We start from the raw sequence: 23,693 nt of genomic DNA on the forward strand, positions 1-23,693 counted from the left end.
ATGAACTCCGCCCTTACTTCTAAATCTCTTTAATGAATCACTGACTCCTCAGTTTTTGGCTTTCCTTCGGGATCTTTTTTTTGGCGTGAGACCAAGAATTCCTTAGTCTCTAGAGCAACCTTGAGGTATTCATCTGTAGCAGCTCTAAAGTTATCTGCCCCATCTTGTTTGCCATAGATGTAGGTTAAGCTATAGATGAGGTTATCAGCATCCTCACCATCTACGGTCACAGTATTAATTTCGTCGTTGTCTACTACTCTAAGGCCCCTGGTAAATTCTGGCTTTTCATCGTCCACCCAGCTCATATCTAGACGGTCAATATCAAACCGAAGGCTACGGTACAGATTATTAATGCTGAAGCGGGCACCGCCCAAGTAAGTGTAGTTACGCATAAGACCTCCAATGAGATGATTTGTCTGTAGATTTAATTATCAAGATTAAGAGGCTCAAATATTGAGCTAGAGTCTGTCTGTCCAATAAAAAACCCACCTGAAGGCGGGGCTATCGCTGTTGATTATCCATTTAGAGTCTCACCTATTTAGTACCTTACTAGCGTAAGCAAGTTACTGTATCGACAAAGCCATCTCTTAATGTAGCTTTCATCTTGCTAACTTTTGTTGAGATTTGTCAATTTTGAATTATTAGTAAATAACATAATTAAGAAGATGTAGCTTATTCAATACTTACTTGACCAATCACTGCGCCAGGTTTTTGCAAGGCCTCAGCTCTGCGCGCAAGGTACTCTGGGTTCTTTGCGCCAATAAGCCCTACTTGCTTATCACCACCATTAGGACCTTGCACGATCACCGCATCATTTCCTACGGCTTTAACTGACTCTAATACGGAGCCATCTAGTTTCGTCGCTGGGGCAACGTAAGGTTTAGCCGATGCTGGTGATAAAGGTGTTGCTGCGCGCTCAACTGGAGTCGGATCCTCAAGTTTGCTTGAGGAGTTGGGACTAGTAGCTGTTGGCGCCGGGACCTGACTTAACTGCTCTACTTTGGCAGGTGCTACTGGTTGCACTAAAGGGGCACTAGGCGCTGCTGAAGTGCTTTGCTCTTTAGTATCTTTAGTGATGCCATCAAGCTCTTTAAAGGCTTCGCCTGATCTGTTCTGAATATCTTTCGCAGATTTAGCAACGTTCTTTGATCCTAGTGGTAATGCGACTAAGACGTAGGTACGAATACGATTGCCCTCAGCCACATGCTTCATTTCAACAGTCTCTACTCCAGAGATATCTACATCAGGACAAAGGCTACGCACGGTTAACTCTGAATTTTCTACTGAGGCAGCGTCATTATCAGCACGGTACATCTTCATTTGGCTTCGTACCTTACCACCAGCACCAGTACAGATCTTCACATAGGCCATTGTCTTTGCCTTAAGATCCGCCATTGAAAAATCACTGCTAATCGCCGTGCCATTTTCATAGATGACACCAGACTCCTTGGGAAGCTTACTCATCCAATCAGGCGCCTCACTAATGGCCTGCTTTGCTACACGGCTTTGCTGACGATACTCGTCTTGCTGTTGGTTTTGGGCCTGCTGCACAGGGTTTGTTCCGCAGGCACTTAGCAACACACCCAAAGCACCACCTAATGCGATTGTTTTTAAGCTGATTTGCTTTTTCATAATATTTATTCCTTCTGATTAAAAGATTTTCAAAACTTATCGACTACTGTCCATTGATTTGTTCCGGACCTCACGGTTACTAAAGTAAAACGTACTGCTTGGTTAAAATGCATCTCTGTCTTGGCGACCATCTGATAGATGTTCCCTTTCCACTTGCGTAAAGCTGAATGCGTTGTTCCATCTCGAATATCCCGTGGACTTAAACTCATCTGATCGCCAACCCGAATAAATGGCCGGTCTTCCACATATGGAAAATTGGTGCAAATTTCTTTGAAGGAGGATTTTTGATCGCTCGCTAGATAATTGGTTTGCACTAAGCCAGTCTTTGCCTCTACAGTTTCTTCAAAGTAACAACGCGGCGTGGCTGTTGGTGGCTGATTAGGACTTATCTGAAAGTCAGCTTTTATTAAGTCGCGGCTAACTTCGGATCCCTGACAGGCAAAACGTAGTGACCAGATGCGGTACTTGGCTAAGGAGTAATAGCTTTTGCTAATTTTCCCTGGGTAGGTATTACCTTCTACCCCATTAACAGTATAAAAACGACTACGTCGTAATTGCTCTTCTAATAAAGCAATCTGCTCTACACGACGATCACAACTAGGCTCAAAGCGCACCAAGTCTTCATAGCTTAATCGCTCAAACTGTGAAACCGCATAAGTAGGTTTCGTGGCAATGGGCGGGGAAGCGCCCAAAGCAGCAGCCATTTTCTGAATATTTTTTTGCTTGTTGTAACTATTGGTGTGGGTACTTTTATTGGTATAAATATTTTTGGGTACCTGATATGTTTGCGGCTGATATACAGGCTTTGCTGGTCCTACATAAGCGCCGCTGTAGCTGTTATAGCGAGGCGCGCTTGAGCATGCTGCAAGCAGCAGACTCAAGAATCCTAACAATGCCAGCTTCATGATGCGGCCTTAACTCCCAAGCCATGCACTCCCCCAAAATCAAACACTTTGGCACTTTCATTTGCCGCTTGATTCGAATCAGCTGATGTAGCCCCTTCAGCAGACTTACTTGCAAAAGGCTTCGTTACAGTGGTGACTGTTGGCATGACTACGCGGTTCACAAACTGCCCACTAGCCTGTGAAAATGCCTGCGTAAACTGGTGCTGCGCTCTTAGATAAGCACTACTTTGACGCTTGAGTTCTTCTAACTCTTGGCGCAAATGTTCATTTTCCAAGTCCTGCATCAGCTTTTGCTTTACTGCTCGCGAGTCATACTCTTGACGAGTCGCAAATTGCTCCTTTTCTACCAATGCATGTTCATGCTTAGCCAATTCAATTTGGGCTTCTGCATCAATGCGCTTAGCTGCGCTTTGATTAACTTGCGTCAATGCCCTCGTTTTATTTTCATAAGCGAAGATTGCCATGCGATGACCCAAAGGTGATTGGCCAGCTTGTAGCTTGAGCAAAATCGGCATGAGCTCTAAGCAAAGCTGTAGCAATGTCAATAAGGCGTATTTCATTAAGGCGCCAGGGTTATTGCGAACTAGCGAAGAGAGAACATCAGCGGAGGCCACATTGATGTTGGCTTCATTGACCTTACTGGCTTTTTCGAGCTCTTTGGCTATCTCATTTTTTGCAGTATCAATATTTCCTTGCGCTTGTGTAATCGCAGTGCCCATTCGTGCAAGCTCTGCTTCTCTAGGCTCTACATAGTTTCGATAGCTCTGACGATAGATTCCATCAATTCGCTGACATTCTTGCTTATCTTTGGCATATAGACTGACGATGTCATGTTCATCCAAATCCGGTGCAAACGTCATTTTTATTTTTTTGTTGTAGTCAGCAAAGCACTGCCCTACTCGACCTCGCTGCCGAACCAGTTCCGGCGTTAAGGTCGTAAGCTCTTTTTTTAAAGTAGCTTCTTTTGCTTCTAGAGTTGTTAATCCTACCGTCTTATCAGCTAGCTCATATTTTTCTTGGTAGCGCTCTTTAGCTTCTGCAAAGCGACCATCCTTCATATCCTGCGCATGAATAGCCAACTCAGACTTGAGAAATAAAGGCATCGTAAATTGACTGCTAAGCGATCCAATCACCGTAATTAAGAAGATACGAATACCTAAGTACACGTAGGTCAACTTCTTATCGGTCTCGTAACGGGTATCAGCTAGGTATATAAAGTTACGATCGAGCACTAGAACGATGGCAGCGCCAATAGAGGCAAATGTGACTGCCATACTGATTTGCAAAAGAATATTGAGATCCATCGCGAGAAACCAACCCGCAATACCGAACTGCAACGCAGCTAGAAAGCTAGCAAATGCAATGGCTGCACCAATCTTGCTCAGACTACCAATCTCTTGTGCCGATGCATCAGCATCGATACGATGACCAGTTAGAAAGACAAGTTTTTGACGAATTGTTGACATGCATTCATCCAAAAGTAGTAACGATGAATGCAGTATTGCGAGCTATAGGCTCATAGGATGAGCTTTAGATTTTTGAGGATAAATTTCCCCATTCAATCACTTAATACTGTATAAGTATACAGTATAATCTTGGTATGCCCCCTTCTTTAATGAAGCCGTGCACAATGAGTCTTCATCCTTTATTCAGATCCATCCACCATGCCCCAAGCCATTATTTTTGATGTAGAAGCCACCGATAAGAATGATGCTGTCATTATTGAGGCCGCCTCTTTAGACGTCACCTCTATTAATCCCCTCTCTGTTGGCAACCCTTGGGTACAGCGCTATAACCCTGGCAAACCCATTAGCTTAGGTGCGCTAGCCACACATCACATCATGGATGAAGAGTTGGTTAATTGTCCTGCTAGTAGCTCTTTTAGGCTGCCTGGTGGCACTAAATATCTTATTGGTCACAGCATTGATTTTGATTGGGAGGCTATTGGTAAGCCTGAAGTGAAACGCATTTGCACTCTTGCTCTCGCTCGCAGTCTTTGGCCGGACTTAGATAGCCACACGCAAAGCGCCTTGCTCTACCATTTTGAAAGAACAACCGCTAGAGAGCAACTACGCAATGCCCATAGTGCATTGGCTGATGTATGGATCTGTTCTAAGATTCTTGGGCAGATTATTGAGAAGCTTAAGCCATCTTCTTTAGATGCTTTATGGGAAATGTCCGAAAAGGCACGCATTCCGACAATCATGCCTTTTGGTAAACACAAAGGCGAACTGATTAGCCAGGTGCCTTCAGACTATAAGCAGTGGATGCTTCGCCAATCCGATGTCTCTGAGTATCTACGCAAGGCCTTACAAGCTTAAGCAGCCTTTAACTTCAAATAAATCTTAGCTTGATTTTTAATGCTTGTGGGCAGCAGCCACCAACTTTTCTGTATAGGCAATCGCAATTGCTGACAACACAAAAGTAATATGAATTAAGGTTTGCCACATTAAAGTTTTTTCATCATAAGAAGCTGCGTTGATAAAAGTCTTCAGCAAGTGGATTGATGAAATACCAATAATGGCGGTTGCGAGCTTTACCTTGAGCACGCCTGCATTGACATGCGATAACCACTCGGGCTGATCGGGATGGTTCTCCAACTCCAAGCGAGAAACAAAGGTTTCCCATCCACCCACAATCACCATCACTAATAAGTTAGAGATCATCACTACATCGATTAGACCCAAGACGATCAACATTAATGCTGTTTCTGTCATGGACTTGTCGGCCATCATGCTAATTAAGTGGACTAGCTCTAACCAGAACTGCCATACATAAACGCCCTGGGCAACGATTAAGCCAATATACAGAGGCGCTTGCAACCAGCGGGACATAAATATCCAGCGCGGCAAAGGGCGTAATTTTTTCTCTACGGTGTTGAGGTGTTCGTTCATGCGCTCATTTTAGCGACATTTGTGATGTTTCTATGACATCACGATGATTCTATATAGACCCGCCTTTACTAGGGAATAAGGAATCCGTGATTTCCTTATCCCCCGTCTAGGCCTACTGCTATTTTTTCACTTCTGCTTACTGATACTTGCGGCTAAATACCTGAGCATGCTTACGTTCTATACGCTTAGTATTTTTCAAGACCGCACAGTAGGACAACACCATGATGACTGCGAGTGAGATGCCGTTAAAGTTGTTGAGTAGTTCCATGTGATTTCTCCTTCTTTTGATTAACTTGATAAATAATTTATTGCGCTACCGGTAATTCATCCCACTGCGTGGTGTAGTTCGGCGAGCGATTGCCTGATCGCATCTTCCAGTCTTGCTTAGTTCCAGATGCTGCAGTTTTGATGGCAGCATTACCAAAGCGACTATTGATCGAATCCATCGCCTTCATGAGGCCAGCAGATTTACCCTTGACTTCCATGTCATCAAATAGTGATTGCTGCATCGTAGGCTTATCGGCCAAGAGATTAAGAATGACTCCCGCCTTCTTGTACTTAAAGCCAGTCTTATAGATTTGCTTTAGCCCTTTTAATGCGGCGCTTGTGAGTATTAGGGTGTTATCGCTAGGATCACTCAAAACCACCGTGATGCTTTGATGGTGTTGTGGTTCAAATGGCTTATGTGGATTGGTTTGCACAAAGATAGTGAGCGCGCCCGTGACTGACTTTTGGCTTCTGAGCTTCTCGGCACCTCTTGCAGCATGAGTAGCTACAGACTCAGCCAACTCTTCCATAGAGGTCACTGGCTTACCAAAACTTCTTGAAGAAATGATCTGTTGTTTAGCTGGAGCGACTTCTTCGAGCTGCAAGCAAGATACACCACGCAACTCGTAGCAAATACGCTCAATCACCACGCCGAACTGTTGACGCATGGCTTGTGGTGATACTTGCACCAAATCAAATACGCTATTGATCTTGAGCTCTTTGAGTTTCTTGGCAGTCTTGCTGCCAATACCCCATACCTCACCTACTGCTGTCTCTGCCATCCATTGGTAAAGCACTTCTTTGGGCATGGAGCTGATGTCACATACGCCAGCAAACTGGGGATTCTTTTTAGCCAAGTGGTTCGCGAATTTAGCAAGCGTCTTGCTAGCGCCGATACCAACACATACTGGCAAGCCTGTTGTGTCTTTAACATCTTGCTTGATGATTTGACCTAAGCTAGTTGGGTCAGCGTATTGCTTGAGCACTGTCTCAATTTGCAAAAAACTCTCATCAATACTGTAGACCTCGAGATTGGGTGTGAACTTTCTTAAGACCTCTACCACCCTGCCACTCATATCGCCATACAAGGTGTAGTTTGATGAATAGGCGGCAATGCCATGCTGCTTAGCTAGGTCTTTCATCTGAAACCAGGGCGTACCCATCTTCACCCCTAAGGCCTTGACTTCAGCACTACGTGCTACGGCGCAACCATCGTTATTCGACAGAACTACCATCGGTACACCTTCTAACTTAGGGGCAAACACCCGCTCGCAAGAGACGTAGAAGTTATTGACATCTACGAGCGCGAAGAGTTGATTGGTTTGACCGGATTGGTTCATGCGACCCTCCCGTTTCTGCTACTGGCGTGGCTGTACTTCCGTACTACTCCGACCACAACGCCCCAAATTTGGAGCTCACTACCCTCTTCAAAAGTAATCGGCTGGTATTGGGGGTTCTCGGGTTGCAATTCGGTTTTGCCCCGTAACTGATAGAGGCGCTTGATGGTGTACTCATCGTTCACTATGGCCACGACGATGTCTTTATGTTTTGGCTTCAGGGCCTTATCAACCACTACCTTATCGCCATCACAAATGCCGGCTCCCAGCATGGAATCGCCCTTGACGGTAAACATGAAAGTGGCTGGCTTGTTTTGCACCAAATAGCTATTGAGATCGAGCCCCTCCTCAGCGTAATCAGCCGCTGGACTCGGAAATCCTGCTGAAATACGATGGCTGAGCAAGGTGAACTCAAAGGCAGAACCAACCGCCAAGGCTTGTGGGGCTTGGGTCAGAGTGCTTTCTGTAGCGTTTGGTGGAAGTGCGATAAGTGCCATAGGTTCTAATATACTGTATATCCATACAGTATTTCAATACCCGGGACTTATTTGATGCAAAAACCCCTACAGGAGGGGTTTTTGTTGCTTTTTTAGCTACGCACGCACCTCAAGCGATTACGTCAATCTATCAAACAATTTGTGCAATTTCACCTTTAGAAGAAACTAGGTAGGCTTTCGCGGGTTTATCTTTCCGAATTCTGCCAAGCTCTTCTTTATAGGCGCCCAGTTGAGCTCGATACTTCTCATACGCTGGGCTACCCTCTTCTGGAATAGTGAGTTTGTAGTCGATTATGGCAAGGTGATCCTCAAACTCTACTAAACGATCCATGCGATAGCTCTTACCCTCTTTGCTGACAATATCCAACTCGTTCCAAGCTTGCACCCACTGGTTTTCAGTGAGATACGGTTTTAGATTGGAGGCATTGATCACAATCTGTACACGCTCTGTCAGTTTTTTAGCCTGCTCTTGATCAATGCCTAACCAATTCATAAGCTCTTGCTCGCTAGGCATAGGTGGCTTGGTTTGGCTAGTGGAGTCTGGGACGAGGAACTCAAGCAGTTTATGAAAGTGCGTACCCTCTTCCAAAATTTCTGGATCGGGATCTTCTTTCGCTGTCGTCACACTAGATTGAACTGTTGCACCACTCGCAATATCGAGCAACTGCTGTTGGTGACTCGTTTTTGCCTGATCCCACGCAATCTGGAAATCCTCAATACTAAAAGTATCTGAGTCCAAAGCGCTATCTGTTGACTTATGTTCATTTGCTACACCGCTTGGATTAGCAACAACTACCTCAGCAAGCTCAAGAGTGGGCAACTTTCCGACTTGGGCCCTAGCGTACCAAGATTTCTGATCCAGTCCAATGGCATTTTTTGTCGTAGGCTCCTTCGCCACACCGCTAATCCATAAGCCTTGCTTAGCACGCGTCATTGCTACATAAAGTAAGTTCCAGTTTTCATTTTGACTGATTACCTCTTCATCCTCTCGAATTTTACTGCGAGGAAAAGTGAGTCCTGCCTTGGTATACATCGACAGATGAGATGGACTTCTATCGTTAGGTGACCACTCTAATAAAACGCCAGAATGATCAGAGGCACCAACGGTGTGGTTAGCATCCAAAATAATCACAAATGGAGACTCAAGCCCCTTAGCCCCATGAATTGTCATGAGTCTTACACGCTTATGCCTATCCTCTTCTGACATCTCGCTATCCTCATCTACCTGCGCAAGCTCTACCTCAGATTCCGACTCTGCCTCACCTTCATCTGGCGTTTCATCATCATCGCTACGTCGCATAGCATTAATCTCATCAATAAAGCGGCTTAAGCTTGGATAACGACCACCATCCTGATTAAGAGAAAGCTCCAAGAAAGCATCTAGATTGGCAACTACCTGCGCACGTGCCAACGGCTGAGCACAGGCGGCATATGCAAAGCGTAAATTACTCTCTTGATAAATTTCATCTAACAAGTCATGTACCGGTAAATGCTCGGCCAATACGCGCCAATGCTCCAAAAAGTACGCAGCCTTTTTGGCTGATGCATCTAGACTATCCTGCAGCACATCCCACCAAGAGTGATAGTGCTCATGTTTTGCTTTGGCAATACTCAATGCCTGCATTTGCTGTTCAGTAAAACTAAAAATTGGACTTCTGAGTACCTGGGCTAGAGGTAGATCATGGCGTGGTGAGAGCAGCACTGTCAGCAATGCAATCAAATCATCAATCTCAAGAGTATTGAGAAGACCCCCAAGTCTAGAGCTGTCATAAGCAAGGTCTGCTTCGCGCAGCGCCCTCTCAAACTGCGGTAAAAATTTACGGCGCTTAACAAGCAATAAGAAGTCACTCTCTCTAGCGGCGCGCCAAAATTTTCGACCATCCTCTTCGTCAATTACTTGTCGCGTTGCCAATATATGATGAATCCACTTGGCAATCTGTTGACCTTCAACATAGCGCTGTGTAGTTGCAGTGGTTTGGTTTACATCCGTAATAGGAGCCCCAAAAGCGCTACCCTGACGCGGAGCTAACTCCTCCTTAACATAGGGAATAAGCGGCAATAGCGCAGCTTCACCCTCTTTTGAATACGGCGCATCTGGCAATCCCTCGGGAAATGCCTCCCATAGGGTTTCTTGCTCATGAAACTGATATGTAGGTGGTATCTGTGATGGAGCAAATGTGTCGTTTACAGCCGCGTTAATTTTGGGCGCATTGCGACGTGTTGTATCGAGATCCAGTGCCACAGCACCCATTTCCGTCTTTAAGAATGTTGTTGCGCTAATAAATAAACGGGGATCAGCTCTGCGAAAGCGATAAATCGATTGCTTAGGATCGCCCACAATAAAGACGCTCGGTCTCTCTTTTGTTTGGCCATATGCTTCAAACCATGAACGCAAAATCTGCCACTGTAAAGGATTAGTATCTTGAAACTCGTCCACTAAGATATGCTTATATTTAGCGTCCAACCTCGCCTGTAAGTAGGCAGCATTAGCGTAGTCGCCCATCAACTTGCTAACACCAATCTCTAAATCATCAAAATCACGCACTCGCATTGCTTCTTTAGCGCTCGCGACATGGTCCATCATGCGCTCACTCATTGCAAACCAGGCTTGGTTTAACTCAAAGACTTCTTTTTCGGCTTGCCAAGCTAAATAATCAACAAATGCCTGTGCCCAAGCTTGCTTATAGGCGACATGATCCGATTCAAGATCTAGCTGACCTTCCGCCTCTAAATAATCATGAACAGCACCAAGAGCCCTGTTAGTGTTATCACGTGGATCACCATCACCATTTAAAAAGACTACTTGCAGTAGAGCGGCGATTTCCATCACATCGCCACCACGCTGCATACACTCTAGCGCCCTCACTAATTGGGGTACGAACGCTAACTCTTGTTTACTACTATGAGAAAAACAGCGCACCAAAAACTCTAGATCTGCCCTTGCCTGAGGTGCATTCCACATCTGAAGCAGCGGGTTCTCTAGACTGAGTCTAGGTAAATATTGCTTGAAGTGTTCAATCGGTTGAATGCCTTTTTGCTTACAACTCTCAACAAAGAAAGTCCAGGCACCCCGTTGCTTCATGAGGCCATAGTTGCCCATCAAAAACTTTTCTGTATTGCTTGCACCTAAATTCCTTAGAAGAACGTCATAGTGCGCCTTGAGATCGGATGGAAGATCGCCCCACCAATCAGCCAGGCATTCATCTAGCAGTCTTTTTCCATCCTCGCGCAAACTAAAACCGGGCTGTACTTCCGCCGAGATTGGGGCAGCATTGAGCAATCTGCCGAACCAACCATGGAAAGTGTCAATCACTATTGACTGTGGACTAGCGAGAACCTTGATATACAGACTTTTGGCTTCGGGTAGCAATGATGTAGCTTGAGCCTCTTCAAGACCTCTTTTGCACAGCTCATCTAAAAGATCTTCGTCACTCATCGTGGAAAATTGCTCTAACAAACTATAAAGACGATCACGCATCTCTTGCGCAGCTTTACGTGTAAAGGTTAGGGCTAGAATTTCTGATGGTTTTGACCCTGATAGCAAAAGACGAATCATACGAGCAACTAATAGCCATGTTTTGCCACTCCCTGCGCAAGCAGAAACAATGACTGACTTACTAGGGTCGCAAGCTATGGCGTTATCAAACTTTTTCACCACATCCCTTTCCTGCAAACGCCTCTTGCCTCACAATATTTACAGACGCCATCTGGCGCAAAAGCAGTCATGTCTTTTCTAGACCATAAATTTTGCATGTCTTCCGTAATTTGCTGATCAAAAGCTGGCATTAACTCGGATACGTTCTCAATCTCCAACGATCTCTGGAGTTTTTTATCTCTTTTAATATCCACTTTGAGCGAAACCCATTGCGCATAATTAACTTGATAGCCCTGAAGGTGGGCGCCAGCAGGATCCTCATTTGCAGCACGGGCATAAATGAGCAATTGCGGATCATCTAAAACATGTTGAGCGCGCTTTTTTAGCTTTGTCATCGACTGATTTTTATAATCAATTACCTCCGCCTGCTTCTGGCCATGAATGTTGGTATCAAAACGATCAGCGCGCCCTTCAATCCGGATGACTCGTTCATCACCATCTAGATCAACAAAATGTAGATCAAAGCCAAGCTTGTGTTCTGCATTGTGATAACGCCATCCACTTGCCTCTCTTTGCAACTGCCAATCGACAAAGCTAGGAATTTGTTTTTGCCAATCACGTAAGGTGCCCAGTACTCTACTATCACCCTCAATCAGCCGCTTAAATTCATTTTCCGAAATGGTAGATAACTCTCGCTCCATCCAAGAGCGACGAGTCTGAGAGTTGCTAATGATTGGTGATGCCGATTTTTGCTCTTCAGTCTTTAAGGCTTGATAAAAGTTTCTAAGCAATGCATGTAGTGATTGGCCAACTAAAGACGCATCAAAGCCATCTTCAAATTCTTTTGCTTCTCGCAGCCCCAATAAACTTCGCACATAATACTTATAAGGACAGTCTCTTAAAGCCTTGTATGCGCTTGGACTCATCGATAGTGGCAAAGGGAGGGCTTGATCTAATACTGCAACGGCCTCTCGAAGAGGTGTTGCTTTTCCTTCGCAAGAATTTGGCTTAAAAGCTGCCACCTTCAAATGGGGTAATTGGGTCTGTAAACGCTGTATCCATGCGGATGGCCTAAGCGGCTCGCCATTCTTACTTTTACTTTGCCACAGTAAAGCAACGCTTGGACAGGAAATTAATAGCTGCGATAAGTCACGCGCTTGCTGAACATATTGTGCATTCAGAGTTGAATTTTTGAGTAAGCGACTGAGGGTATCCGAGAAAAATAAGGGGGGCTCTGCGAATGCTGGAAGATGTTGGTCATCACAGCCCACCAAAACTACTGCATCAAATTGACGCAACCTTGTTGAGCTTAATGGCAAGATACTTAAGTTTGCTTGCGCCCCATTGCCAGCCTCTTCGTAAGAAGCATCTTCAAGTGCCGACTTGATCAGGCTAATCCATTCAGGCAGCCGCATTGCTACATTTTGATAGTCGCTATTACGCAAATCAAATGTATCAATCACCTCTAACAATTGCTTGCCCGCAGCATCCTCCATCAAAGCCTTGCTCATCGCAGTTTCTTGCAAATTGTTCTGTAAAAGCGCATAAGCATTTGAACAGTTGAGATGCAGCTCTTGCCAAACATAATGACGCTCACGTACAAATTGCAGCAGCTTTAACATAGCCTCATTAGGAATATCGGCATGATTTACTGCATATTGATTGGCCCGCTCAATTGCCATGTAAAAGGTTTCCCAGCCAGACTTTGCTTGGCTCGCAATCAAAATATCCTCGAGTTGCGCCACTAAACCAATACAAACTTCAGGTGGCTTTTCTATACAAGCTGCAATATCCAAGTAAGGGTTTTGTAAAAACTCCAGCAAAACACTTGCCGTTGGACCCTCCTTTGGGGATCGGATCAACTCTAGCCAGCTATTGATAGCAGCTGCCGCTCTGGTGGTATCAATTTTCCAGCCAGTTTCATCTCGAATATTTAAAGTGGGGCCTAACCGTGTTAATAGTGCCCGTACTCGTCGTGCAGCAAGTCGATCTTGCGCAACCAAGGCTATATTTTTCTTACCTGCAATAAGGTGTGCCTCAATCGATTTAGTTGCGGCCCATGCCAATTCCTCAAAACGTCTTGCTGAAATCAAATGCCAATCTTGATAAGGTGCAGCCTTGATATTGGTATCAATTTGCTGTTCTTGCTCTAGATTTAACGCAACGAGATCTCCGACTGCATTAACCCCTGAAAGGGCTTCAGGCCATAAGGCAATAGACTGCCAATCTAATGTAATCTCGACAACTGGAGCATATTTGGCGTAGTCGTTTAAATACCGGCCCATAAACTCAGATTCAATCGGCTTAGGGTCTGCAGTCTGAACCCAGATAAACGGCCGAGCCTGATTTTGATTGGCTTTTGCTAATCCCAAATGGGACGCCATAGCAAATTGTTTGCGAAAAACGGCATCACCTGCACCACTCAAATAGCGCCAAAAAGTAAGTAGCACTTCGGATTCTTGGTCAACAATTTTTCGCGATAGATCTGGATACGCTTGGGCAATTGTTTCATCCAAAATAAGCTGTAACTTCTTAGCCCACTCTTCTGAATTCAGTTGGCCAGCTTCAATCAAAATATTTAATTGTTCATATACTTGCGGAGTAATCGCCTCAGACAAAATGTCACAAGCATCAATCACAGCTTGTGCTAAACCCCATGCACCCGCTTCACTCTCCGCTTTAAACCAGCTTTGCAAGGTTTTATGTTTGCGCAGGTTGATATAAACCGATAACCAACGCTCTAGATCAGTTTGTTTCTTGGGGAACTTCCAGCTCCCCGGAGCTGCTTCTAGCCAATCACTAAAACTCATCACTTGTGGCAAAAAGGCAATCTGGGGATCTAGCTCTTGTGGGCGATATTGCTCAAGGGCCGCCCTAACACCCATCAAGGGACCGGCTGTACTCAAAACCACCAAAGGCCGTTTCCCAGTTTGCTGTGCACACGCCCAAATTCCCATAGCAAGCTCTTTAAGCGCATCCGCATTAGGCGCAATCTCCCAATGAAACGCTTGGCGCTCAGAAGTCATTGTGGGAAAAGGTTGGGACATAGAACAGGGTTTAAAGGCTAGCTTTTGGCGATTTATAGGAAATTTAGGCAGAAAGTGTGGCTTATTGCTAATATAAGCGTTGTAGCGCAATAACTATATAAAACCAAATAAGACAAAAATAAGGAATTTTCATGAGTGCCGGCATTAAATATGTAACTGACGCTTCATTCGAGCAAGATGTTCTCAAGTCCGATAAACCTGTATTGCTCGACTTCTGGGCTGAGTGGTGCGGTCCTTGCAAGATGATCGGCCCTATCCTGGAAGAACTCGCTGGCGAGTATGGCGACAAGATCCAAATTGCGAAGATGAACGTGGACGAGAACCAAGGGGTTCCTGCTCAGTTCAATATTCGGGGCATTCCAACTCTGATCCTCTTTAAGAACGGCACTGTAGCTGCTCAAAAAGTAGGCGCTTTGGCTAAATCTCAGTTGACCGCATTTATTGATAGTCATCTGTAAATCATGCTTGATCACAGGTTCACTAGGTGAGCCTGTGGTTTTATCGGCACCCCATTGCCAGCATTGCTTATTGAGCGCATTTTTAGTGTAGTATCTATTCAGTCAGTATTTCAACGCACTTATCTAGTGCTCCGATTTTTCAGTAACTCATCCCCCTTCTTTTAAGCAAACTCCCAAAATTTCTGTTTTTCCTCTGATCTGTCTGATATTGATCAGGACAGCCTAAAACCAAAATACATTCATACCCTTTTTTCACATCCGAGAACCACATGCAATTATCTGAACTCAAAGTCCTCCACGTATCCGCATTGCTTGAAATGGCAGCTAGCTTGGAGATTGAAAATACCCAACGTATGCGCAAACAGGAATTAATGTTTGCCATTCTGAAAAAACGTGCCAAAGAAGGTGAATCGGTTTTCGGCGACGGCACTTTGGAAGTGCTACCAGATGGTTTTGGATTCTTGCGCTCTCCTGATGCGTCTTATATGGCCTCACCAGATGACATCTACATCTCTCCAGCGCAGATTCGTCGCTTTAATTTGCACACCGGTGATAGCGTTGAAGGTGAAGTGCGTACCCCTAAAGACGGTGAGCGTTACTTTGCCCTAGTGAAGGTAGACAAGATTAATGGTTTGCCTCCAGAGGCCCTCAAGAACCGCATCATGTTTGAGAACTTAACACCGCTCCACCCTAATCGGGTAGTGCAGCTCGAGCGCGACATCAAAGCGGAAGAAAATTTAACGGGTCGTATCATCGATATGATCTCCCCGATTGGCTATGGTCAACGTGGCTTGCTCGTGGCATCACCAAAATCGGGTAAGACAGTAATGATGCAGCACATTGCCCATGCAATTGCAGCCAATAACCCTGAAGCAATTTTGATTGTGCTGCTCGTTGATGAGCGCCCAGAAGAAGTAACTGAAATGCAGCGCTCCGTTCGTGGTGAAGTTGTGGCTTCCACTTTTGATGAGCCTGCTGTGCGTCACGTTCAAGTGGCCGAGATGGTGATTGAAAAAGCCAAGCGCTTGGTTGAGATGAAAAAAGACGTCATCATCTTGCTTGACTCCATTACTCGCTTAGCTCGCGCTTACAACACGGTAGTACCATCATCAGGCAAAGTACTCTCTGGTGGTGTGGATGCCAATGCATTGCAACGTCCAAAACGATTCTTTGGTGCAGCGCGTAACGTTGAAGAAGGTGGCTCATTAACCATCATCGCTACTGCCTTGATTGAAACAGGTAGCCGTATGGACGATTTGATCTACGAAGAGTTCAAAGGTACCGGCAATATGGAAGTCCATTTAGAGCGTCGCTTGGCTGAGCGTCGTGTCTACCCTGCGATTAACCTCAATAAGTCTGGCACCCGCCGTGAAGAATTGTTGGTTAAAGCTGAAAATCTCCAGAAAATTTGGGTTTTACGCAAATTATTGGCCGATATGGACGATATTGAGGCGATGAACTTTATCGTTGATAAGCTCAAATCCACCAAAAATAATGGTGAATTCTTCGATTTAATGCGCAAAGGCGGCTAATTTAAGCCAGGAAAGCCAGTAAAACTGCGCTTTCCTATTGATTTCATGGCATAATTTCGCCTTTACTGCTGTACTAATTTGCATTTAACTGGGTAAGTATTGAGGTCTTAAGACCATAACGGCTGCCCGCTAATAGGACTAAAAATGAAACCTGGCATTCACCCCGAATATCGTGAAATCGTCTTTGTAGACGTTTCAAACAACTTCAGCTTCAAGACTCGCTCCACGATGTCTACTAAAGAGACTATCAAGTGGGAAGATGGCAATGAATATCCATTGGCCAAGATCGAGACTTCATCTGAGTCACACCCTTTCTACACTGGTACCCAGAAGATTATGGATACTGCTGGCCGTGTTGAGAAATTCCGTCAGAAATTCGGTAGCAAAGCAGTCGCTAAAGCTACTGGTGATGGCGCTGCAAAAACTGCTGAGAAAAAAGCAGCTGCTGCAGAAGCTAAAGCTGCTGAAAAGCCAGCCAAGAAAAAGGCTTAATTTCAGGCTTACTTCGAATAGGGATTGGGCAATCACCACTTCCCTGCGAGATAATCAAGGCAGCGTTTGCTGCCTTTTTTATTGCTAGCGTTTTATGGTCAAACTCACCGCCGCCGCCACCACCTCTATTCCACGCATTATTATTTTTGCGTTAACCATCATTTATGGTTTAGCGGGCCTATTTGCGCGCGATCCCTGGAAAAATGAAGATGCTATTGGCTTTGGCGGAATGTGGACTCTATACCAAGGCAATGCGCTCGATTGGATTGTTCCGCATCTTGCAGGGCGAGACGCTTCATTGGGTGCACCCTTTCCGTTCTGGCTAGGCGCAAGCTTAATAGACTTATTTGGACCCTTCATTGGCGATACCAATGCAGCGCGTCTCTACTCTGCCATCTGCTTCTTTTCTGCAGCGCTAGCAATTTGGTACGCAACGTATTTATTAGGCCGTCGCCAAGAAGTCCAACCCATGGCATTAGCAGTTGGCGGGCAACCAGGTCGCAAGAACTATGGCATGACCCTGGCCGATGGTGCTCTCTTAATCTTTTTAGCCTGTGTTGGCCTTGCGCAGCGTGCTCATGAAACGACGCCAATGATGGCCCAACTCATGGGCATCAGCATTGTGCTCTATGGGACAGTACGCGGACTAGATAAGCCTTGGCAAGGCGGTTTATGGACAGGCTTAGGAATTGCGATTGTTGCGCTGTCCAGTAATCTAACGCTCAGTCTCATCATCGTCAGCTCAACTGTTATTGCCGTTATTGCAAGTAATGCCAAATTACGCTTTCGCTGGACCTTAACAAGCACCATATTGGGATTCATTGGCTTTGCCATTTGGCCAGTGCTTTGGTATTGGGGTGACCTTTCCCCAGAATGGCGTCATATTGCTCAAGAGGGCTGGCGCAATGTACCGCAAATGCGAAGCAACCCCTCAATCGCTTCTTTGGGATTTCTCAGCGTTAACTTTTGGGCCTATGCCTGGCCTGTTTGGCCTCTAGCCATCATATCTCTTGCACACTGGGGACGAACAAAAGAGTCTGGCGCCTGGCGTGCGCCCCACCTTTGCATTCCACTGAGCCTATTTGTAGGTTGCCTCATTTATGTTTTATTCAGACTAGAGGCAAATGAGCATGACTTAATGATCATGATTCCTAGCCTTTCTATCATCGCTGCATTTAGTTTACCCATTCTCAAGCGTGGCCTGATTAGCTTTATCGATTGGTTTGCGATGTTTAGTTTTACGATCATCGCCTTAGCAATCTGGATTATCTGGCTTGCTAAAGTTACCGGCTTTCCTGAATCTACTGCAGAAAACTTATCCCGTCTCTTACCTGGATTTCAGACGCAGTTTAGTCTCATGGCTTTTGGTATTGCGCTTCTGATTACGGGCGTTTGGCTAGCTATTGTGCGCTGGAGAACCTCACGCGCACCAAAAGAAATCTGGCGCTGTCTCATCATCTCCGCATCTGGCACCACTTTAATGTGGGTCTTGCTCATGACGCTGTGGTTACCAACGATTAATTACGCCAAGACCTATCGCGATGTTGCTGATCGCCTAGTACAAATAGTTGCCAATACACCAGGATGCATTGATACGAGTAACTTAGGCCCTGCCCAGTTGGCTTCCTTTAGCTATTTCACGAAACTGACCTTGCGAGATGACCCCAGTTGTAATTTAATGCTGACCCACAGCTCGCAAGAAGCGAAAGCGTATGCAAGTCTGAACAAAAAGAAAATTGAATTACTTTGGGAAGATCGCCGCACGTTTGACCGCGATGAGCGCCTACGCCTCTATCAAATTACCCCTGCCGGTAAAGAATAATTCGTGCTGCACTTTAAGCTATCGCGGCTGCGCGAGGATATCCCCTCTCTTCTGAAATTAGCAGGACCTCTTCTCATTGGTCAGCTTGCCGTAATTACTTTTGGTGTTTTAGATACCGCCATGACAGCGCGTTACTCTGCTGATGACTTGGCGGCATTGGCAATGGCCTCTGCAATCTTTATCAGTATCTATGTTGGCCTTACCGGGGTTATCTCTGCACTCGCTCCAATTGCCGGCCAACTCTTTGGCGCCAAGCGCCATAATGAAATTGGCGAAGAGGTGCGCCAAGCTACTTGGTTAGCATTGGGCCTAACGGTGTTGGGCTGCCTCATTTTGCTCAATGCCGACTATCTACTACAAATTTCTCAAGTGACTCCTGATATCGAGGGTAAAGCACGCCTTTATCTTGGCATTCTGGCAATTGGTTTGCCAGCGAGCATGGCAATGCGGGTCTTAATGGCGCTCCATAATGCCGTCTCAAGACCAGCAGTCATTACTGTTGTGCAATTAATTGGTCTAGGACTAAAGCTGCCGCTCAATCTCCTGTTTATTTATGGTGGGTTGGGCATTGAAGGCATGGGTGGTCCGGGATGCGCAGTTGCGACAGTGATCATCAATTGGTTTTGGCTCATCATTACGCTCGGCTTTGTATTATTTGACCGCTTTTACCGTCCTTTTCAGATTTTTGCGCGCTTTAGCTGGCCAGATTGTCATCGCATTTGGACATTATTAAAACTTGGTACGCCCATTGGATTTAGCTATCTCATTGAAGTCACATCGTTCACCTTCATGTCCTTGTTTATTGCGCGCCTCGGAACCACAGCACTAGCAGGACATCAAATTGTGGCCAATATGGGTACCGTGATTTACATGGTGCCCTTATCCCTATCGATTGCTACCATGACATTAGTCTCTCAATCCATTGGTGCTAATAAGCAAGAACGTGCTGAAGAGATTGGCTGGTCATCCGTATTCTTCACGACAATGTTGTGCATCGTCATTGGAATTACGGTCTGGATTTTTAGAATTCAGTTACTTGATCTTTATGACCCGCCTCAAGAGGTCAAAAATTTTGCCATTCCCTTATTTTTATTCATCGCGTTTTATCAAGTATTTGATGCCTTGCAAATCACGGCGGCATTTATTCTGCGCGCCTATCGAATTGCCTTTTGGCCTATGGTGATTTACGCAGGATCGTTGTGGGGTGTTGGCCTAGGCGGCGGCTATCTGATGGGCTTTAACGTCTTAGGCAATACACCAGAATTTTTGCAAGGGGCCAATGGCTTTTGGGCAGGCAATAGCTTAAGTCTTGGCTTGGCTGCGTGCTTTTTACTCTACCTCTTTAGAAGAACGGCAGAGCGCTATGAAAAGACGCATCCACCGGTCCTTGTATAAGCGGGATTCTAAAGCTCTACTTATAGACCTTTAAGGTCGAAGCATCATCATCTAGACGTCTTTTGAGATTACGCATTTGACCAGCGGATCCAGGATTATTCGTAAGGAAATTCTGATCAGCTAAGTTTTTTCGAACATCTTCAGCTAAATCCAACGAAGCCAACTTCATTAACTTTGCCATACTTGGCTTATGACTCGTATCTCGACCATCAATTTGTACATCCTTGCCCTCTCCAGAAGCCAGAAAAGAAGCCACAATCTGATTTGTCTTGGTATCAACAATATTAAAATCTACAGCCACCTCTAATGTAACTCGCTGTGAGGTAGATTTCGTACCAGGGATATCGGCAACATTATCTGTACTAGAGACTTCAGCTAAAACACCGTACAAGACATAATCAGCATCACCAAAATCGCCTGCCTTAATGCGTTTCACAATATCAAAGTATTCATCACCCTGATTTGGCATCGCTAAAGCTGCCTTAGCCTGCACCACCTTGTATCCAGACTTAATTAATAAACCCCGAATGGGGTTGGCTAAATAACGTAGTTCACCATACTCAGCATTACTTTGATAGCCAGACTTCTTCATGCTTTCGGTATTGATGCTTGAAGAACTGCTATCTGGGGGCGTCTTATCCATCATGGGAGGTGGAGGTGCACCCGTGCCAGGACTAGTAGACTTTGGATCAGATAAATCCGTAAACTTAACTGGGAATGCAGATGAATTCGGGCCACCCGTTAAAGCCGATGCATCTGCTTTATCTGCATCGATTTCAATTGTTCTTGGCGTAATCGTGGAAGAAATGCTGTTGTTAGTTTGATGGCGCGTCTCTTCAATAAAGGTAAGATTTTTACCCTCTCTTTTAAAGTAGATATCAGTCACTGCAATCGATTTAGATTCAGACTTTAAGGACTCCGCTGTAATTGCTTGGTTTTTTGGCGGATCCGCTGGTACCTGCCCAACGATTGCCGACTCTGGTTTGTCTGCCGGTGGCTTCGATGCGCAGCCTGCCAATACCAACAAACAGCAAACAACGCCGCTGAGCAATACAGTTCTGTTCAATACCATGTATTTAATTCCTTCATTCGGATTGCCATTGCTTTAGCAATTAACGTGTCTGAGTTTTACGAATTTCTTTCTCATCCGCCCATTCGAGCAATCCTGTTTTGTTGTTAATCAAGTTGAGATTAAAAACGTAATAAACATCTTTTACGTCTTTAGTATTTTTAACGATAGAGGCAATTGAACCCTCGATACGATACTGGGCGCCCTGCATATTTCCCGTTTTAGCTATCGTGCTTTCTTTATAGAGACCTGACTGATTCTGGCGCTTTAACTCATCTGTCTGATTTTGCATCTCAGTAATACTGACAGCGAAACGCACCTGCCCACTCTTTAATAACTGTGTTCGAATCTTATCCGTAATTACTCTAGTATCGATGTATTCTGAGGTCTTATTTTTAACATCCGCCAGAGTAACGATAGGCGCATCTTTACTTCCAGAAATTGCTTTAGATTGAAGCAGAGATCTTGTCATAGCCTCAGCAATCATCTGTAAGTCTGTAGAACCATAATTTACATTCACGGTTTCTACTGCTTTTGCATCCCCATAGCGGACCTGAGGTCCTGAACAAGCTATGAGAAATACGCTCGTTAGCAATATTGCAGGAAGACCAAGAGCTTTTGTTTTCATATTCATCATCATGTTTTAACTAACTGTGGGTTTATTGATATTGATTTAACTCAAAGCGAAAATCTGTGGCATCTGGCGTTGGCGCAATTCCCATAATAACGGTCGACTGCCCTTTGCCAACTGTAACGGGTTTCCATGACTCTTCATCGGTAATAGTCATACCGTTTTTCCCCAACCACTTAAAACGATATGCCACTAAATTAGACTTGCTTTCATTGAGAATGGTGACTTGAGCTGTTAAAACGCCATTTCGCATCAAACTACGCATATCCGTAACTTCAATACTATCGGTATTCCCCATCCGAATAGTCATCTCCTTCATTGATGGGGTGCTGCTACAGGCTGCCAAGGTCAAAATTACGAAAACGGCAATCAGATATTTTTTCATTCTCAGATTCCTAATTAAAAAGCTGCTGAAGACTATTTAGCAGATTGGGTGACTCTTGTGGCTTTGCATCCTCAATCTTACCGCCTGCAGCAGAGGGACTATCAGCACTTTGAGCTTCAAGCGCAAGGTTAGGGGTAGATGCGGGTGACACAGCTTGAGTCGCTACAACGGATTCTTCAGGCTTTGATTCCATAAAGCCGCCAATCAATTTCTTAAAACCCTCAAAAACACCTTCATTTGGCTTTACGGCAGTTGGCTGCGTAGGTAGAGCAAGGCTTGAAGCAGATTGATCTGGTCCAATAGCAATGTCAGCGGGCTTAATGACTTGTCCTCCATTGGGTAAGACTACAGGATCATTAGAAGTAAGAATTGTGGCCCGATTTCTGAACATACGTATGTAGATAACGTTATACCCTCCAACTAGGTTGACGGTTTGAGATAGGATAACTCCTGAAGGAGTCCTATATTTGAGTACATTTGGGCCTATTGGAAGCCCCATTCTAGCCATATAGGTTTGCGCTGGCAATGTAGACCAATGTCGCACATCCGTTACATTAATAGCTTGCAGGCCGTAGCCAGTAATCAATCCGGCAATTGCACCAATGATTACCGCGGTATTGTTTTGGCCATTCTGATTATTTCTTCTAGCGGCTTGTTGAGCTGCTTGATCAGCAGCATACTGGGCAGCCAAGGAAACTAATGCTCTTGAACTGGCTCTTAGAACATAACCCGGCATCTCATCGTGCAAATTTTTCCGCGCCATCGCCTCCAAATTGGTAACCAATTCAGGATTGGCAACCCTATCACCCACCTGGATTAGGGTAGGCGTAAAGCGCTCAGTTGACTGCTCAATCACCGGAAAAGTCAAAGTCATTAACTTAGAATTTCCACCAAAATTAAAGGTTTGACTAATTCGATGTGGCGCGATCTTTGGAAGATATCCAGTATCAATAATGATCAATGTATCAGCAAAGCTTTTCTTATTTTGGTCAGCAATATTAGAGTCCAATTTTGCAATGCTGGTCTTGAAAAAATTTACTGATGGTTTTAGTTCAATTGCCAAACGATAACCTGGTGCGGCAAGGCTTGCCTCACCTTGAGATTCATGAATAAAACCCGATAAATAATAGGCCCCAGGATTTTGATAAGAATTCTTTAAAGCGCGAGTCTCTTCATCATCTAATAAATTAATTGGGTAACCGTTAATGTCCTGAATACGGCTAGTAGCCCCTCTTGTCGTGTGATTGTTTTGCTGTATTTCCTCAGTCTTGGAGACAGCAGCCACCTTGCCCTGAATTAATTCTTCAATCACCTTCTCACGTTGAGCCATCTTTTTGGCTTCTACCATCGCATCACTCCAGCGACCTTGAGAAAGATGGTTTAGCGCCAATGTTTGACTCAGATATGTCACCTCATAAGGCTTGGGATCATAGTTGCTTGAGAACCCCTCGGATAAAACATAAGCGCCCATATTAGAAAAAGAGCGCTTTAGCTTATCGGTGGTATCAATTTCCCATTGACCAACTAACTGATCCGCGGCCAGCAGACTTTGTGTGCTATTCGCAACTTGAGCCGAACCTTGTAGCCGTTGAACTCCCCCAAGCTCCATGTAGTAAAGGGTGTTTTTATCTTTAAAGGCAGTTTGAATGGTGGCAACGGTGCTGTGCAAATCACCATTCTTAAATTGCTCCTTTGAATCATTCATTTTTAACTGCTGGTTTTGCGTAGCGCAACC

General features: G+C 45.0%; 20 protein-coding genes. 6 read left to right on the forward strand and 14 right to left on the reverse strand.

Translation table 11 applies throughout. The features are described 5' to 3' along the window. Positions 1-29: 29 nt before the first annotated feature. The 4 genes from FD974_RS05720 to FD974_RS05735 form a co-directional block, all read right to left on the reverse strand. A complete protein-coding gene (locus FD974_RS05720) occupies positions 30-392 on the reverse strand; it encodes a hypothetical protein (protein WP_215363224.1) in 363 nt (120 codons plus the stop codon). Positions 393-672: 280 nt separating this feature from the next. Beyond that, a complete protein-coding gene (locus FD974_RS05725; protein ID WP_215363226.1) occupies positions 673-1,632 on the reverse strand; it encodes a hypothetical protein in 960 nt (319 codons plus the stop codon). Positions 1,633-1,661: 29 nt separating this feature from the next. Then, positions 1,662-2,537, reverse strand: coding sequence for a hypothetical protein (locus FD974_RS05730; RefSeq protein WP_215363228.1), 876 nt, complete (start codon positions 2,535-2,537; stop codon positions 1,662-1,664). Next, the gene (locus tag FD974_RS05735; protein WP_215363230.1) at positions 2,534-4,003 is read right to left on the reverse strand and encodes a DUF4407 domain-containing protein; all 1,470 of its coding nucleotides are present in this window, start codon (positions 4,001-4,003) and stop codon (positions 2,534-2,536) included. The genes FD974_RS05730 and FD974_RS05735 overlap by 4 nt, the downstream gene beginning before the upstream one ends. A gap of 198 nt (positions 4,004-4,201) precedes the next feature. Between FD974_RS05735 and FD974_RS05740 the strand changes: the two genes are divergently transcribed. Beyond that, the gene (locus tag FD974_RS05740; protein WP_215363233.1) at positions 4,202-4,858 is read left to right on the forward strand and encodes a putative quorum-sensing-regulated virulence factor; all 657 of its coding nucleotides are present in this window, start codon (positions 4,202-4,204) and stop codon (positions 4,856-4,858) included. Between the two features lie 36 nt (positions 4,859-4,894). Here FD974_RS05740 and FD974_RS05745 read toward each other — a convergent pair whose 3' ends face one another. The 6 genes from FD974_RS05745 to FD974_RS05765 all read right to left on the reverse strand — a co-directional run bounded on the left by FD974_RS05745 (position 4,895) and on the right by FD974_RS05765 (position 14,174). Continuing rightward, entirely contained in the window at positions 4,895-5,431 is a 537-nt protein-coding gene (locus FD974_RS05745) for a TIGR00645 family protein (RefSeq protein WP_215363237.1), read from the reverse strand. A 136-nt stretch (positions 5,432-5,567) separates the two neighbouring features. Further along, positions 5,568-5,699, reverse strand: a complete 132-nt coding sequence (locus FD974_RS09780) for a hypothetical protein (RefSeq protein WP_256437833.1) — start codon at positions 5,697-5,699, stop codon at positions 5,568-5,570. 37 nt (positions 5,700-5,736) lie between these two features. After that, positions 5,737-7,038: a Y-family DNA polymerase gene (locus tag FD974_RS05750; protein WP_215363240.1), complete on the reverse strand. Its 1,302-nt coding sequence runs from the start codon at positions 7,036-7,038 to the stop codon at positions 5,737-5,739. Next, the gene (locus tag FD974_RS05755) at positions 7,035-7,532 is read right to left on the reverse strand and encodes a LexA family transcriptional regulator (RefSeq protein ID WP_215363243.1); all 498 of its coding nucleotides are present in this window, start codon (positions 7,530-7,532) and stop codon (positions 7,035-7,037) included. Before FD974_RS05755 ends, FD974_RS05750 begins: the two co-directional genes overlap by 4 nt. Before the next feature lie 130 nt (positions 7,533-7,662). After that, positions 7,663-11,187, reverse strand: coding sequence for an exodeoxyribonuclease V subunit beta (locus FD974_RS05760; RefSeq protein WP_251374550.1), 3,525 nt, complete (start codon positions 11,185-11,187; stop codon positions 7,663-7,665). Next, positions 11,184-14,174 carry a PD-(D/E)XK nuclease family protein gene (locus tag FD974_RS05765; RefSeq protein WP_215363245.1) on the reverse strand — a complete coding sequence of 997 codons (2,991 nt, stop codon included), beginning with the start codon at positions 14,172-14,174 and terminating at the stop codon, positions 11,184-11,186. Before FD974_RS05765 ends, FD974_RS05760 begins: the two co-directional genes overlap by 4 nt. A 131-nt stretch (positions 14,175-14,305) precedes the next feature. On the opposite strand from FD974_RS05765, the gene trxA reads away from it, so the two are divergent. The 5 genes from trxA (at position 14,306) to FD974_RS05790 (ending at position 19,873) form a co-directional block, all read left to right on the forward strand. After that, a complete protein-coding gene (gene trxA, locus FD974_RS05770; RefSeq protein ID WP_062309025.1) occupies positions 14,306-14,632 on the forward strand; it encodes a thioredoxin TrxA in 327 nt (108 codons plus the stop codon). A 269-nt stretch (positions 14,633-14,901) separates the two neighbouring features. Further along, positions 14,902-16,164, forward strand: a complete 1,263-nt coding sequence (rho, locus tag FD974_RS05775) for a transcription termination factor Rho (protein WP_215363247.1) — start codon at positions 14,902-14,904, stop codon at positions 16,162-16,164. 144 nt (positions 16,165-16,308) lie between these two features. Beyond that, positions 16,309-16,656, forward strand: a complete 348-nt coding sequence (locus tag FD974_RS05780; RefSeq protein WP_215363251.1) for a type B 50S ribosomal protein L31 — start codon at positions 16,309-16,311, stop codon at positions 16,654-16,656. Positions 16,657-16,750: 94 nt separating this feature from the next. Continuing rightward, positions 16,751-18,478 carry a glycosyltransferase family 39 protein gene (locus FD974_RS05785; protein ID WP_215363255.1) on the forward strand — a complete coding sequence of 576 codons (1,728 nt, stop codon included), beginning with the start codon at positions 16,751-16,753 and terminating at the stop codon, positions 18,476-18,478. Positions 18,479-18,481: 3 nt separating this feature from the next. Further along, complete coding sequence (locus tag FD974_RS05790) at positions 18,482-19,873, forward strand: MATE family efflux transporter (protein WP_215363257.1); 1,392 nt, start codon at positions 18,482-18,484, stop codon at positions 19,871-19,873. Between the two features lie 16 nt (positions 19,874-19,889). On the opposite strand, the gene FD974_RS05795 is transcribed toward FD974_RS05790, so the two are convergent. Genes FD974_RS05795 through FD974_RS05810 form a run of 4 tightly spaced genes read right to left on the reverse strand, consistent with a single transcriptional unit; the run spans position 19,890 to position 23,663 of the window. Next, on the reverse strand, positions 19,890-20,945 hold the full coding sequence (locus tag FD974_RS05795) for a hypothetical protein (RefSeq protein WP_215363259.1): 1,056 nt from the start codon (positions 20,943-20,945) through the stop codon (positions 19,890-19,892). Positions 20,946-20,985: 40 nt separating this feature from the next. After that, entirely contained in the window at positions 20,986-21,576 is a 591-nt protein-coding gene (gene lpoB, locus FD974_RS05800) for a penicillin-binding protein activator LpoB (protein WP_215366712.1), read from the reverse strand. A gap of 25 nt (positions 21,577-21,601) precedes the next feature. Continuing rightward, complete coding sequence (locus tag FD974_RS05805; protein ID WP_215363261.1) at positions 21,602-21,958, reverse strand: YcfL family protein; 357 nt, start codon at positions 21,956-21,958, stop codon at positions 21,602-21,604. Positions 21,959-21,968: 10 nt separating this feature from the next. Then, positions 21,969-23,663 (reverse strand): hypothetical protein, encoded by a 1,695-nt coding sequence (locus tag FD974_RS05810; RefSeq protein ID WP_251374551.1) that lies wholly within the window; start codon positions 23,661-23,663, stop codon positions 21,969-21,971. Between the last annotated feature and the right edge of the window lie 30 nt (positions 23,664-23,693).

Origin of the sequence: Polynucleobacter sp. es-EL-1, assembly GCF_018687975.1 — a bacterium.
Lineage (GTDB): Bacteria > Pseudomonadota > Gammaproteobacteria > Burkholderiales > Burkholderiaceae > Polynucleobacter.

Bases quoted from the DNA above. Each gene is read 5' to 3' on its own strand.
- FD974_RS05730 (WP_215363228.1), bottom strand. From the start codon at position 2,537: ATGAAGCTGGCATTGTTAGGATTCTTGAGTCTGCTGCTTGCAGCATGC.
- FD974_RS05765 (WP_215363245.1), bottom strand. From the start codon at position 14,174: ATGTCCCAACCTTTTCCCACAATGACTTCTGAGCGCCAAGCGTTTCAT.
- FD974_RS05780 (WP_215363251.1), top strand. From the start codon at position 16,309: ATGAAACCTGGCATTCACCCCGAATATCGTGAAATCGTCTTTGTAGAC.
- FD974_RS05805 (WP_215363261.1), bottom strand. From the start codon at position 21,958: ATGAAAAAATATCTGATTGCCGTTTTCGTAATTTTGACCTTGGCAGCC.
- rho (WP_215363247.1), top strand. From the start codon at position 14,902: ATGCAATTATCTGAACTCAAAGTCCTCCACGTATCCGCATTGCTTGAA.
- FD974_RS05740 (WP_215363233.1), top strand. From the start codon at position 4,202: ATGCCCCAAGCCATTATTTTTGATGTAGAAGCCACCGATAAGAATGAT.
- lpoB (WP_215366712.1), bottom strand. From the start codon at position 21,576: ATGAATATGAAAACAAAAGCTCTTGGTCTTCCTGCAATATTGCTAACG.
- FD974_RS05785 (WP_215363255.1), top strand. From the start codon at position 16,751: ATGGTCAAACTCACCGCCGCCGCCACCACCTCTATTCCACGCATTATT.
- FD974_RS05795 (WP_215363259.1), bottom strand. From the start codon at position 20,945: ATGGTATTGAACAGAACTGTATTGCTCAGCGGCGTTGTTTGCTGTTTG.
- FD974_RS05725 (WP_215363226.1), bottom strand. From the start codon at position 1,632: ATGAAAAAGCAAATCAGCTTAAAAACAATCGCATTAGGTGGTGCTTTG.
- FD974_RS05810 (WP_251374551.1), bottom strand. From the start codon at position 23,663: ATGAATGATTCAAAGGAGCAATTTAAGAATGGTGATTTGCACAGCACC.
- FD974_RS09780 (WP_256437833.1), bottom strand. From the start codon at position 5,699: ATGGAACTACTCAACAACTTTAACGGCATCTCACTCGCAGTCATCATG.
- FD974_RS05750 (WP_215363240.1), bottom strand. From the start codon at position 7,038: ATGAACCAATCCGGTCAAACCAATCAACTCTTCGCGCTCGTAGATGTC.
- FD974_RS05735 (WP_215363230.1), bottom strand. From the start codon at position 4,003: ATGTCAACAATTCGTCAAAAACTTGTCTTTCTAACTGGTCATCGTATC.
- FD974_RS05745 (WP_215363237.1), bottom strand. From the start codon at position 5,431: ATGAACGAACACCTCAACACCGTAGAGAAAAAATTACGCCCTTTGCCG.
- trxA (WP_062309025.1), top strand. From the start codon at position 14,306: ATGAGTGCCGGCATTAAATATGTAACTGACGCTTCATTCGAGCAAGAT.
- FD974_RS05755 (WP_215363243.1), bottom strand. From the start codon at position 7,532: ATGGCACTTATCGCACTTCCACCAAACGCTACAGAAAGCACTCTGACC.
- FD974_RS05720 (WP_215363224.1), bottom strand. From the start codon at position 392: ATGCGTAACTACACTTACTTGGGCGGTGCCCGCTTCAGCATTAATAAT.